At 69.4% G+C, this 13,063-nt stretch carries 12 protein-coding genes and 1 pseudogene; 5 read left to right on the top strand and 8 right to left on the bottom strand.

Annotated features, from left to right (window positions below; all coding sequences use genetic code 11):
• Positions 1–204 (top strand): annotated as a pseudogene (locus tag K6I33_RS20995) (TerD family protein); the annotation flags it as partial.
• A 34-nt stretch (positions 205–238) separates the two neighbouring features.
• Here K6I33_RS20995 and K6I33_RS20990 read toward each other — a convergent pair.
• From K6I33_RS20990 to K6I33_RS20965, 6 genes are all read right to left on the bottom strand, one after another.
• Positions 239–982 (bottom strand): Tellurium resistance, encoded by a 744-nt coding sequence (locus K6I33_RS20990; protein WP_229355080.1) that lies wholly within the window; start codon positions 980–982, stop codon positions 239–241.
• A 97-nt stretch (positions 983–1,079) separates the two neighbouring features.
• Positions 1,080–2,231: a DUF475 domain-containing protein gene (locus K6I33_RS20985; protein WP_229355078.1), complete on the bottom strand. Its 1,152-nt coding sequence runs from the start codon at positions 2,229–2,231 to the stop codon at positions 1,080–1,082.
• A 48-nt stretch (positions 2,232–2,279) separates the two neighbouring features.
• Positions 2,280–2,855, bottom strand: coding sequence for a TerD family protein (locus K6I33_RS20980; protein WP_229355076.1), 576 nt, complete (start codon positions 2,853–2,855; stop codon positions 2,280–2,282).
• Between the two features lie 143 nt (positions 2,856–2,998).
• Positions 2,999–3,574, bottom strand: a complete 576-nt coding sequence (locus K6I33_RS20975) for a TerD family protein (protein ID WP_229355075.1) — start codon at positions 3,572–3,574, stop codon at positions 2,999–3,001.
• 181 nt (positions 3,575–3,755) lie between these two features.
• Positions 3,756–4,214 carry a peroxiredoxin gene (locus tag K6I33_RS20970; protein ID WP_229355073.1) on the bottom strand — a complete coding sequence of 153 codons (459 nt, stop codon included), beginning with the start codon at positions 4,212–4,214 and terminating at the stop codon, positions 3,756–3,758.
• Between the two features lie 200 nt (positions 4,215–4,414).
• The gene (locus K6I33_RS20965) at positions 4,415–4,852 is read right to left on the bottom strand and encodes a DUF3052 domain-containing protein (RefSeq protein ID WP_229355071.1); all 438 of its coding nucleotides are present in this window, start codon (positions 4,850–4,852) and stop codon (positions 4,415–4,417) included.
• A 482-nt stretch (positions 4,853–5,334) separates the two neighbouring features.
• On the opposite strand from K6I33_RS20965, the gene aceE reads away from it, so the two are divergent.
• Complete coding sequence (gene aceE, locus K6I33_RS20960; RefSeq protein WP_229355069.1) at positions 5,335–8,067, top strand: pyruvate dehydrogenase (acetyl-transferring), homodimeric type; 2,733 nt, start codon at positions 5,335–5,337, stop codon at positions 8,065–8,067.
• A 52-nt stretch (positions 8,068–8,119) separates the two neighbouring features.
• Here the strand turns inward: aceE and K6I33_RS20955 are convergent, their stop codons facing one another.
• Positions 8,120–8,509, bottom strand: coding sequence for a peptidase inhibitor family I36 protein (locus tag K6I33_RS20955; RefSeq protein WP_374285436.1), 390 nt, complete (start codon positions 8,507–8,509; stop codon positions 8,120–8,122).
• An 82-nt stretch (positions 8,510–8,591) separates the two neighbouring features.
• A complete protein-coding gene (locus K6I33_RS20950; protein WP_229355060.1) occupies positions 8,592–10,190 on the bottom strand; it encodes an MFS transporter in 1,599 nt (532 codons plus the stop codon).
• Between the two features lie 113 nt (positions 10,191–10,303).
• Between K6I33_RS20950 and K6I33_RS20945 the strand changes: the two genes are divergently transcribed.
• The 3 genes from K6I33_RS20945 to K6I33_RS20935 all read left to right on the top strand — a co-directional run.
• Positions 10,304–10,942, top strand: coding sequence for a TetR/AcrR family transcriptional regulator (locus K6I33_RS20945; protein ID WP_229355058.1), 639 nt, complete (start codon positions 10,304–10,306; stop codon positions 10,940–10,942).
• A gap of 98 nt (positions 10,943–11,040) precedes the next feature.
• Entirely contained in the window at positions 11,041–12,285 is a 1,245-nt protein-coding gene (locus K6I33_RS20940; protein ID WP_229355048.1) for an alpha/beta hydrolase, read from the top strand.
• Positions 12,286–12,341: 56 nt separating this feature from the next.
• Positions 12,342–13,063 (top strand): DUF4429 domain-containing protein (locus K6I33_RS20935; RefSeq protein ID WP_229355046.1); only part of this gene is annotated, 722 nt, incomplete at its 3' end.

The following is a 13,063-nucleotide window of genomic DNA, read 5'->3' as shown; positions in this document are numbered from 1 at the left end:
CCGCCGGCCGCCCCGCCCTCGATCCCGGCGCCCGCGTACGGCTATCCGCAGGCCCCCGGGGACCGGCCCGCCTACGGCTACCCGCAGCAGCACCAGTCGCAGCAGTCGCCCCAGCCGTCCTACGGCTATCCGCAGCACCAGCCCGTGCCCGACCCGGCCTTCCGGCTGCCCCCGCAGGGCCCGCAGTTCCTGCCCGGCCGCTGAGAGCGGCCGGGCAGGAACTGCGGGCCCCGGATCCTCAGACCTTGCTCTTGTACCCCCGGCCCCACTGGAGGCCCCACCCGTACAGCCGGTCGAGCTCGGACTGGAAGCCGTAGACGTACTTCATCTCGCGCCGTACGAGGATCTCGCCCTTGATGTTCTCGATCAGCACCACGGCGCAGGACCGGGCCTCCGGGGCCCGCTCGTGCAGCGAGACCTCCAGCCGGGGGCCGTTGCCCGGGTAGAGGGTCACCATCGCGTGGGTGCGGTCGAACGCGGGTGTGCCGTCATAGATGTAGACAAAGACCAGCAGGCGTTTGAACTGGTCGCGGTGGTCCATGTTGATGTAGATCGTCTCGCCCGACCCGGACCCGAACCGGTCGTCGCCGCTGAGCTGAATATACGGCGGGGCGTTGATGCTGCCCAGTATGTTGCCGAGCGGCTGGACTACGCCTTTCGCCCCGTCCTGGAGCTCGTACATACAGGCGAGGTCGAGGTCGACGTTGACCATCGCCTGCCCCTGGGCCTGGACCACGTCGGGGGTGAACTTCCGCAGCGGGTGACGCAGCGAGGAGGCCAGGGAGGAGCCGCGGTCGTCGAAGTCCGAGGTCCTCATCCGCCAGGACAGGTTGACCCGCAGATTGCCGGTGACGGCACCCTGCTTGGTCAGCGAAAACGTGGGATGGCGCTTGGTCAGCTCGACCGCGCCGTTGGTGCCGCTCGCGTCGAACTGACGCGTGGCGGCATAGCCCCAGTTGCCGAAGAACTTCTCCCTGATCATTGCCGAGCACCCCCACTTTGAGCACACATGCCACGGGGCGGCCCGAGGATGATCCTCGTGACCGCCCCGGTGAGAGCGTTCCTCAAATGTGCCGCTGTCACACCCCGGAGGAGACCTCGGCCTTCGATCCGGAGCCGTCACCCGTGCCCGCCTCCCGGCGGTTGCGGATGACGGAGGACAGGAAGGACAGGCCGATCAGGAGCACGCCGATCAGGCCCGTGACGACCTCGGGGATCTCGTACTTGATGGTGGCCAGCAGGATCACGGCCAGGGCGCCGATGGCGTAGTGGGCGCCGTGCTCCAGGTACACGTAGTCGTCCAGGGTGCCCTTGCGGACGAGGAAGACCGTGAGGGAACGGATGTACATCGCGCCGATGCCCAGACCGAGGGCCATCTCGAAGATGTCGTTGGTGATGGCGAAGGCGCCGATGACACCGTCGAAGGAGAAGGAGGCGTCGATGACCTCGAGGTAGAGGAACATGAAGAAGGCGGCCTTGCCGGCCAGCCCGACGACCGAGGGGCCCTTGTCCTTCTTCGCGGGCGCGGCGTCCTGGACGCCGTCCTCGTCCTCCTCTTCCTCGTCCTCCTCCAGGCGGTCCTCGAAGAAGCCCGAGATGCCGCCGACGATCAGATACGTCACCAGGCCGCCGATACCGGCCAGCAGCACGGTGGCCGCCTTGTCGACCGTGCCCTCGCCGCCGTGCACGGGGACGGTGGTGGCGACGGTGGTCGCGGCGATCAGCAGCACGACCAGGGCGACGACGGTGGAGAGGGTCTCCAGCTTGCCGAGCCGGGCCAGCGGCTTCTCCAGCCACGCCAGCCACTTGATGTCCCGGTCCTCGAAGATGAAGTCCAGGAAGATCATCAGCAGGAAGATCCCGCCGAAGGCGGCGATGGCCGGGTGGGCGCTGGTGACCAGCTGCTCATAGCGGTCGTGGTCCTGGATGGCGACCTTGACCGCTTCGATCGGCCCCAGCTTGGCGGTGATCGCGACGATCACGACCGGGAAGACGAGCCGCATGCCGAAGACGGCGATGAGGATGCCCACGGTCAGGAAGATCCGCTGCCAGAACGGATTCATCTTCCGGAGGATTCCGGCGTTGATCACCGCGTTGTCGAACGAGAGCGAGATCTCCAGGACGGAGAGGATCGCGACGATCGCCAGCCCCTGCCATCCCCAGAGAACGCCTGCCAAGGCCAGTCCGGCCGCCGTGATGGCGAACGACCAACCAAAGGTTTTCAGGAGCACTGGCCACCCAATCCTTCGTTGTCCGGGTCTCTCCGCGCGGACGCGGCTTTACGAAACGTTGACCCCGAAGTCTAGGGCGATACCCCGGAGACCCGACGCGTACCCCTGTCCCACGGCCCGGAACTTCCACTCGCCGCCATAGCGGTAGACCTCGCCGAAGATCATCGCGGTCTCGCCGGCGGCATCCTCGCTGAGGTCGTAGCGGGCCAGTTCGGAGCCGTCGGCCTGGTTGACGACCCGGATGTAGGCGTTGCTGACCTGGCCGAAGCTCTGACCGCGCACATCGGCCTCATGGATGGAGACCGGGAAGACGATCTTGTCGCAGGTGGCCGGCACCTTGGTGAGGTCGACCAGGATGGACTCGTCGTCGCCCTCGCCCTCACCGGTGAGATTGTCACCCGTGTGTTCGACGGAGCCGTCGGGGCTCTTGAGGTTGTTGTAGAAGACGAAGTACTCGTCGCCCAGCACCCGGCCCGCCGAGCACAGCAGCGCGCTCGCGTCCAGATCGAAGGGGGCCCCCGTGGTGGAGCGCGCGTCCCAGCCGAGACCGATGGTGACGTTGGTGAGATTCGGCGCGGCCTTGGAGAGGGAGACATTGCCTCCCTTGGCGAGCGTGACACCCATGGTCTTTTCCTCCCCGAGTTGTGGTGCCGCCCGGCGGCCCGTCGCCCGCCGGCCGGAAATGGTGTCGCCGGTGCGCGTCCGGCGCCGCACCCCCGAGGAGAACGGGGCTGCGGCGCCGGACGGGCGACTCGGACGCGAAAACGTCAGACGTTGACGCCGAAGTCCTGGGCGATGCCGCGCAGACCCGAGGCGTAGCCCTGGCCGATGGCCCGGAACTTCCACTCGGCGCCGTTGCGGTAGAGCTCGCCGAAGACCATGGCGGTCTCGGTCGAGGCGTCCTCGCTGAGGTCGTAGCGGGCGAGCTCGGTGTTGTCGGCCTGGTTGATCACGCGGATGTACGCGTTGCGCACCTGGCCGAAGCTCTGCTGACGGGTCTCGGCGTCGTAGATGGAGACCGGGAAGACGATCTTGTGAACGTCCGCCGGGACACCGGCCAGGTTGACCTTGATGACCTCGTCGTCGCCCTCGCCCTCACCGGTGAGGTTGTCACCCTGGTGCTCGACGGAACCGTCGGGGCTCTTGAGGTTGTTGAAGAAGACGAAGTTCTGGTCGTTGGCGACCTTGCCCTGGTCGTTGGTGAGCAGGGCGCTGGCGTCCAGGTCGAAGTCCGTGCCGGTGGTGGTCCGGGCGTCCCAGCCGAGACCGACGACGACCGCCGTCAGGTTCGGGGCCGCCTTGGTCAGCGAGACGTTGCCGCCCTTGCTGAGACTGACTCCCACGAGTCCTCCATTGGTTCGGGGGGCCAGGCGATTCCCGCGCCCCCGGTTGTTCGATGGCACCCGATCAACGGTTTGATCCTAGTGACCGGTTCCCACCGTAAACAGGCTCTTGCGCTTCAGACGCCCGGGACACCTGTAGGGGTTGCCCCGGGCGGCTCGGAAACATGCTCGAACGGCGGTCTCAGAGCGCGGCGAGAGCCTTGGTGTACTCGTTCAGGTCACGCGCGTCGGGCAGACCGTTGACGATCGTCCAGCGGACGACGCCCTCCTTGTCGATGATGAAGGTGCCGCGCAGCGCGCAGCCCTTCTCCTCGTCGAAGACGCCGTAGGCGCGGCTGGTCTCGCCGTGCGGCCAGAAGTCGGAGAGCAGCGGGTACTCGAGGCCCTCCTGCTCGGCGAAGACGCGCAGGCTGAAGGGGGCGTCGTTGGAGACGGCCAGCAGCTGCACCTCGTCGTTGGCGAAGGAGGGCAGGTTGTCGCGCAGGGCGCACAGCTCGCCGGTGCACACACCGGTGAAGGCGAAGGGGTAGAAGAGCAGCACGACGTTCTTCTCACCGCGGAAGTCGGAGAGCCGGACGGTCTCACCGTGCTGGTTCTTCAGCGCGAAGTCGGGCGCCTTGTCGCCTGCGGCGATAGCCATGGGGGTAACACCTCTCTGGTGACGGAGCCTGTCGGCGGGCCCAGTCTTTCACTGCCCTCCCGGCCGTCACGCGCGGGGGATCCTCCTCAGGTGATCCCACCGGTTCCTGCCCGGCACGGGTTCGCCCCGCGCGAACGCGCGAGCCCCCGGCGACGGGTGTCGCCGGGGGCTCGCGGGCGTCGGACGCCGGTCCGCTCGGACTAGCGGCGGCCCGCCTTGGCACCCTTCGGGGTGACCAGACGGCTGCCGTTCCAGTCCTTGCCCACGCTGACGGGCTTGGTCTGGGACAGGCCGGCGGTCTGCACGGCCTCGGTGATGTCGCTGGCCTCGATGTAGCCGTCACGGCCCGTCTTGGGGGTCAGGAGGCAGATCATGCCGTCCTCCTCCAGGAAGCCGATGGCATCCACCAGCGCGTCTGTGAGGTCGCCGTCCTCATCGCGGAACCACAGCAGGACGGCATCGGCGACGTCGTCGTATTCCTCGTCGACGAGCTCAGTGCCGGTGTGCTCCTCGATGGCCTCACGGAGATCCTGATCGGTGTCCTCGTCGTAACCGATCTCCTGGACCACCTGTCCGGGCTGGAAACCCAGCCTCACGGCCAGGGTCCGCTCCTCCGCGTGGTCCGCGGTCGCGCTCACGGATTGCCTCCTGTCATGTTTCGAGAAATTGTCTTGTGTTCCTCGCGTAGGCGAGGCATTGGGCGTAGTCCACACGTGCCGGACCGATCGCGCAAGTACCCGGCCGCCAGGCCCGCCGAAACGTTGACGGACGCGGACGTCTCATGGCAACTCCAACCATGAGGCAACAAGCGCGAGTGATTCACGCCACAGCGTTCTGCCGGGTTTGCGAAGTTACTCCTTGCGATGACAGGGGTCGAGTCCGAACGGCCGTACGCGAGCGACCCCCATCGGGGGCGTATGGTTGCGATTTGGCCGCCCTGGGCGACCAACCCTCGACGATTCGTCTCATGTGCGGTGGTTACCGCCCAGTAGAGATGACGTTTGCGCCGCCGAGGTCCACGATGGGAGCCGGCGCGACATATAAGCAAAGACAGTGTTGACCCCGTGCGCAGCATCCCGTGCGCGCAGAGCACGACACGACCGAACAGCGAAGGAACAGCGTGGCTTCCGGATCCGATCGCAACCCGATCATCATTGGCGGTCTTCCCAGCCAGGTCCCGGACTTCGATCCCGAAGAGACCCAGGAATGGCTCGACTCGCTCGACGCTGCCGTCGACGAGCGGGGCCGGGAACGTGCCCGCTACCTCATGCTTCGCCTGATCGAGCGGGCGCGTGAGAAGCGTGTCGCCGTGCCCGAGATGCGCAGCACGGACTACGTCAACACCATCGCGACCAAGGACGAGCCGTTCTTCCCCGGCAACGAGGAGATCGAGCGCAAGGTCCTGAACGCGACCCGCTGGAACGCGGCCGTCATGGTCTCCCGCGCCCAGCGCCCGGGCATCGGCGTCGGCGGCCACATCGCCACCTTCGCTTCCTCCGCCTCGCTCTACGACGTGGGCTTCAACCACTTCTTCCGCGGCAAGGACGGCGGCGACGGCGGCGACCAGATCTTCTTCCAGGGCCACGCCTCCCCCGGTGTCTACGCCCGCGCCTTCCTGCTGGACCGACTGAGCGAGCAGCAGCTCGACGCGTTCCGCCAGGAGAAGTCGAAGGCCCCCTACGGCCTGTCGTCGTACCCCCACCCGCGTCTGATGCCGGACTTCTGGGAGTTCCCGACCGTCTCGATGGGCCTCGGCCCGCTCGGCGCGATCTACCAGGCCCGGATGAACCGCTACATGGAGGCGCGCGGCATCGCCGACACCTCCAAGTCCCACGTCTGGGCGTACCTGGGCGACGGCGAGATGGACGAGCCCGAGTCGCTCGGCCAGCTGTCCCTGGCCGCCCGTGAGGGCCTGGACAACCTGACCTTCGTCGTCAACTGCAACCTCCAGCGCCTCGACGGCCCGGTCCGCGGCAACGGCAAGATCATGCAGGAGCTGGAGTCGCAGTTCCGCGGCGCCGGCTGGAACGTGATCAAGCTGGTGTGGGACCGCTCCTGGGACCCGCTGCTCGCCCAGGACCGCGACGGCGTCCTGGTCAACAAGCTCAACAGCACCCCCGACGGCCAGTTCCAGACGTACGCCACCGAGACCGGCGCGTACATCCGTGAGCACTTCTTCGGCGACGACCAGCGTCTCCGCAAGATGGTCGAGGGCATGAGCGACGACCAGATCCTCCACCTGGGTCGCGGCGGTCACGACCACAAGAAGATCTTCGCGGCCTACGCGGCGGCCAAGGCCCACAAGGGCCAGCCGACCGTGATCCTCGCGCAGACGGTCAAGGGCTGGACGCTCGGCCCGAACTTCGAGGGCCGCAACGCGACCCACCAGATGAAGAAGCTGACGGTCGAGGACCTCAAGCGCTTCCGCGACCGCCTCCACATCCCGATCGCGGACAAGGAGCTGGAGTCCGGCCTGCCGCCGTACTACCACCCGGGCAAGGACTCGGAAGAGATCCAGTACATGCACGACCGCCGCAAGGCGCTCGGCGGGTACGTGCCCTCCCGTGTCGACCGCTCCAAGCCGCTCGTCCTGCCGGGCGACAAGGCCTACGCGCCGACGAAGAAGGGCTCCGGCCAGCAGTCGATCGCCACCACCATGGCCTTCGTCCGCCTGCTGAAGGACCTCATGCGGGACAAGGAGATCGGCAAGCGCTTCGTGCCGATCGCCCCCGACGAGTACCGCACCTTCGGCATGGACTCGCTGTTCCCCTCGGCGAAGATCTACAACCCGCTGGGCCAGCAGTACGAGGCCGTGGACCGCGAGCTGCTGCTCGCGTACAAGGAGTCCCCGACCGGCCAGATGCTCCACGACGGCATCTCCGAGGCGGGCTGCACCGCCTCGCTGATCGCCGCCGGTTCCGCCTACGCCACCCACGGCGAGCCGCTGATCCCGATCTACGTCTTCTACTCGATGTTCGGGTTCCAGCGCACGGGCGACCAGTTCTGGCAGATGGCCGACCAGCTGGCCCGCGGCTTCGTCCTCGGCGCCACCGCCGGTCGCACCACCCTGACCGGTGAGGGCCTCCAGCACGCCGACGGCCACTCGCACCTGCTCGCCTCGACCAACCCGGGCGTCGTCGCGTACGACCCGGCGTTCGGCTACGAGATCGCGCACATCGTCCAGGACGGTCTGCGGAGGATGTACGGCGAGAACGCCGAGGACATCTTCTACTACATGACCGTCTACAACGAGCCGATCCAGCACCCGGCCGAGCCGGAGAACGTGGACGCCGAGGGCATCCTCAAGGGTCTGTACCGCTACAAGGCGGGCGAGGCCGGCGCCATCCCGGCGCAGATCATGGCCTCCGGTGTGGCCGTGCCGTGGGCGATCGAGGCCCAGCGCATGCTCGCCGAGGAGTGGAACGTCAAGGCGGACGTCTGGTCGGCGACCTCCTGGAACGAGCTGCGCCGCGATGCCATCGAGGTGGAGCAGCACAACCTGCTCCACCCGGAGGAGGACCAGCGCGTCCCGTACGTGACGAGCAAGCTCACCGGCGTCGAGGGCCCGAAGGTGGCCGTGTCCGACTGGATGCGCGCCGTCCCGGACCAGATCTCGCGCTGGGTGCCCGGCACGTACACCTCGCTGGGCGCCGACGGCTTCGGCTTCGCGGACACGCGTGGCGCGGCCCGTCGCTTCTTCCACATCGACGCGCAGTCGATCGTCCTGGCGGTGCTCACCGAGCTCGCCAAGGAGGGCAAGATCGACCGCTCGGCCCTCAAGCAGGCCATCGACCGCTACGAGCTCCTGGACGTGGCCGCGGCCGACCCGGGCGCGGCCGGTGGTGACGCGTAACGCATGAAGATTTGCCCCCCGACCGGCTTCGCCGGTCGGGGGGCAAATTTCTTTAGTGCTCCCACACCTTGTACGCACGCACGACGTACGGCGACTCGGGCGTCCACGTCCCCGACGGATACGTGTCGAACTCACCCGTCTCCGCGCACGTCGCGCTCTGGTACGTCGTCACCGGGTGCCCCGTCCGGTTGGCCAGCGAAGCCCCCGTCACCCCGGCCGGCAAGGCCATGCAGCTCTCGATGTCGATGCCCGCCAGCTCACTGGCGTGGACGGCCCCCCGGTAGCCCGGCTTGGGCCATAGACACAGCTGCCCCGCCGCGCAGGCGCCCGTGGCGCCCGTGGCACCCCGCGCCTGCGCGGCGGGCGCACCCGCCAGGGCCATAACGGCGACGAGCCCGAGAACAACAGCACGCACCACAGAGATCACTCCCCCGATTCGCATCCGATCGATGCGAGGAGTCTCACGCTCCGTGATCGCCGCTGCCAAGGGCCGCCGCCCGTTCCCACCCTGATAGGGGGAAGGCTCAGAGATGCCCCGCCCCCACCGAACCCCCCGCGTTCTCCCCCCGCTTGGTGAAGGCCGCGACCAGCGCCGCGACGATCGCCACGCACCCGGCGACGCGGAATCCCACCTGCATCCCCGACACGAACGTGTCATGCGCGACGGTGGAGATTTTCTCCGCGTACTGCGGCGGTGTGCCCGCCGGTACCGGGGCCACGCCGACCGAGACCGCGCCGGTGACCTGGTCCAGCTGCTCGGGCGGGAGCGGCCGGAGGCCCGCCGCGGCCCATTTCTCCGGGAGCAGGTGCTCGACCCGGGACGCCATCACCGCGCCGAGGACGGCCGTCCCCAGCGAGCCGCCCACCTGCATGGCCGACTGCTGGAGTCCTCCGGCCACGCCCGCGTGCCGCAGGGGCGCGTTGCCGACGATCACCTCGGTCGCGCCGACCATGACCGGCGCGAGGCCCACGCCCATCAGCGCGAACCACAGCGACATGGTGAGGGTGCCGGTGCCGGCGTCCAGCGTGGCCAGCCCGAAGCAGGCCACGGCGGCGCTGATCATGCCCGCCATCAGCGGGATCCGCGGGCCGATGCGGGTGATGAGCGCGCCCGCCGCCGGCGAGCCGACGATCAGCATCCCGGTCAGCGGCAGCAGATGCGTGCCCGCTTCCACCGGGGACATCCCGTGCACGTTCTGGAGATAGAAGGTGACGAAGAACAGCCCGCCGATGAAGGCGAAGGCCATCAGCACCATCAGGACCACCCCGGCGGACAGCGGCACGGAGCGGAAGAGGCTCAGCGGGAGCAGCGGTTCGCGGCTGCGGGTCTGCCGGAGGGCGAAGAGGAGGAAGGCGGCGGCCGAGGCGCCGAGGAAGATCACGGTCCGGGCGTCGCTCCAGGACCAGGCGGGGGCCTTGATCAGCGCCCAGATCAGGCAGAACATCGCGGCGGAGAGCAGGACGATGCCCGGGATGTCGAAGGACCGGGACGCGCTCTTGCCCCGGTGGCCCGCGAGGAAGACCGCGCCGAGCGTCAGCGCGAGGGCGCCGACGGGGACGTTGATGAAGAAGACGGACTGCCAGTTGACGTGTTCGACCAGCAGGCCGCCGACGATGGGGCCGCCGGCCGTGGAGGCGCCGACGACCATGCCCCACAGGCCGATGGCCATGTTGAGCTTCTCGGCCGGGAAGGTCGCGCGGATCAGGCCGAGCGCCGTGGGCATCAGCAGCGCGCCGCACAGGCCCTGGAGCACCCGGAGGGCGACGACGAGCGACACGCTGCCCGACAGGGCGATGAGTCCGGAGGAGAGGGCGAAACCGGTGGTACCGATGAGGAAGACCTGCCGGTGACCGAAGCGGTCACCCAGCTTGCCCGCGGTGATCAGGGCGACGGCGAGGGCGAGGAGATAGGCATTGGTGATCCACTGGACGTCGGCGAGCGAGGCGCCCAGGTCCTTCTGGATGGCGGGATTGGCGATGGCGACGATCGTGCCGTCGAGCGCGACCATCATCACGCCCATCGCGACGGAGAGCAGTGTCAGCCAGGGATTGCCCCGTAAGCCGCGTAAGCCGCTGCGGGGCGTCTGGTCCGGCGTCGCCTCGGCGACGGTGGTCCGAGTCATGCCACCGAGATTATGGCAGTGACTGACACTCGACAATCGCTTTCAAGAGGCGCAGTCTGTCATCTTGGCCACAACTATCCTGAGCAGCGGAAACGCACCGAGAAGAGGCGGCGATGCACACGATCGAGAGCACCACGGGCCTGCGTGAGCGCAAGAAGCGCCGCACCCGCGAGACCCTCGTCCGGTGCGCCCAGGAGCTGTTCGCCCTCCAGGGGTACGAGGGCACGACGGTCGACGAGATCGCGGCCGCGGCGGACGTCTCGCAGCGCACCTTCTTCCGCTACTTCGCGGGCAAGGAGGACGTGGCCCTCGCCGTCCAGCAGATGATCGAGTCGCGCATCTTCGCCGCCGTGTGCGCGCGCCCGGCGGCGGAGCCGCCGCTCACCGCGCTGCGCACGGCCGTCGTCGAGTGCTGGGACGGCATCGAGGAGGCCATCGAGTCGGCCGTCCCGCTGGAGCTCTACGTCCGGACGTACCGGATGATCCAGGAGACCCCGCAGCTGCTGGCGGCCCATCTGCGCCGGCTGGCCGAGCTGGAGGACCGGCTCACCGACGAGATCGCCCGCCGGGAGGGGCTGCCGGCGGAGGACCCCCGCCCGCGCATCCTGGTCGCGGCGTTCAGCGGGGTGATGCGCGAGGTGGGCAAGCGCTGGGGTGATCTACTGGACGGGGACATGGAGGGGTTCCGGCAGCGCACGGCCGTCTATCTGGATCAAATCGGTCCCGCACTGGCGGAAAACTGGCGTTCTTGAGCGGTAGGCATACGAGTGCGCTCAATCACGGCCATTCAAACGTGAGATAGCTCACCGACTTCCCGGACGCAAGCCGATTTCTCCTAGGGTGGTCGGCGGTGACTTCCTTCCCGGAGCTCGGCTCCTCCTCCATCCCCTGGACCAACGCCTCCACGGCCTGGCGCGCACTGCTGGCACTGGCCGTGGTGTTCGTGATGCTCGCGACCACGGGCTGGACGGCGGTCAGAAGCCACAAGGGCGTGGAGGACCCCCGGGCCGCCTCGCTCAAGGCCTGGCGGCACGGCTCCGTCAACGGCCGCCCGCTGCCCTCCCCCGACGCCGAGCCCTCCGCGCTCTCCCGGTTCTTCGCCCAGCTCACCACGGGCCAGCGCGACCGGCTCGCCGACCGCTATCCGCTCGTCGTCGGCAACCTCGGCGGCGCCCCCACCGAGCTGCGCTACCGCGCCAACCGCACCGCGCTCGCCCGGGCCCGCACGGTCGAGGAGCAGCGCGCCCACGACGCCGGGCTGACCCCCGCCGGCCGTTATACGGCCGGCCGCCGGATGCACCGCTTCGAGTCGCTGCTCGGCCAGGGCCGGCAGATCCTCGCCTTCGACCCCGCCGGCGACGGCCGGGTCGCGGAGGTCTTCGGCGACCTCGACGCGGCCCGGCGGGTCTCCGTGGTGGTCCCGGGCGTCGACACCAATGTGCTGACGTTCGAGAAGACCCAGCGCGCCTACAGCGCCCCCGTCGGCATGGGCCGCTCCCTCTACGCCGCCGAGCGGAAGGCGGGCCCCGGCACCAGGACGGCCGTCATCGCCTGGGCCGACTACACCTCGCCCGCCGGCGTCGGCATGGACGCCGCCACCGGCAAGCTCGCCGCCGAGGGCGCGCTGCGGCTGCGCCGGCTCGTCCGGTCGCTGCCCGGCACCTCGAAGGTCGCGCTGTTCTGCCACAGCTACGGCTCGGTGGTGTGCGGCGTCGCCGCCCGCGAGCTCTCCCCCCGGGTCACCGACGTGGCCGTGGCCGGCAGCCCCGGCATGCGCGCCCAGCACGTCTCCGACCTGGACACCACCGCCCGGATATGGGCGATGCGCGACGCGGACGACTGGATCCAGGGCGTGCCCCACATGGAGGTCGGCGGCCTCGGCCACGGTGCCGACCCGGTCTCCGCGGGCTTCGGGGCGCGGGTGCTCTCCGCCGGCGACGCCCAGGGCCACACCGGTTACTTCGCGCCCGGCACCACCAGCCTCGCCAATTTCGCCGGGATCGGCGTCGGCGCCCCCGCCTCCGTCCGGTGCGCGCGGGACAGCGGTGACTGCGCGGACGGGCTGGGCCCGGACGCCGAGGCCGTGGCGGTTTGACGCGCGTAGCGCCACGAGGGGGGACGGGCGGGCGGGCGCCGCTTACGATGAGCGGCATGGGTGATGTGCTGGCCGGTTTCCACACCGTCTGGGAGTTCGGCACCGACTCCGTGCTCATCCGCTTCGAACGGGGGATCCGCACACCGAAGCTGCTCCAGGCGCTCGGCGAGCGACGCGTCCCCTTCGAGGCGCTCGCGGCCGTCGAGCAGGCCCCGGGGAGGCATGGGACGGTGGTGCTGCGCGCCGTGCCCAGACCCGGCGCCGATCCGCTGATGGACGTGGCCGACGGCCGGCTCAAGGAGGGCAACGACCCCTACCGGCTGGTCCTCCCGGCCGAGCGCGAGCTGCTCGCCGAGTACTACGCCGAGCGGATACGCGCGGCGCTCGGCCCCCGGGCCGGCGAGCCCGCCGAGCGCCATCTGGTGACCACGCCGGCACCCCCGCTGACCTTCAAGGCCTACGACGGCAAGGCGTCCTTCGACGGCCGGGCCGTCTCCTTCCGCTGGTTCTGGACGGGTGCCTCCTCCGCCAAGTGGAAGGCCGGCGACCAGCGCTTCCCCGTCGACGAGCTGACCGGAGTCGAGTGGCGCTCCCCCGACGCCGCCGGCGGCCATCTGCGCCTGCTGCGGGGCGACGACGGGGACCGGCGCCCCGACCCCGACCAGGACCCGGCGGCCGTGGCCTTCGGCATGGGCTACGGGCTCGTCCACGAGTCCCTGCCGTTCGCGGCGGCCGTCCTCGCCGCCGTACGGGCCAAGGTGCCCGCCACCCCCGGCGG

The organism is Streptomyces sp. UNOB3_S3 (assembly GCF_020740895.1).
Taxonomy (GTDB): Bacteria; Actinomycetota; Actinomycetes; order Streptomycetales; family Streptomycetaceae; genus Streptomyces.
Note: the sequence above shows the minus strand (reverse complement) of the source record. Positions and strands in the feature narration are given on the sequence as shown.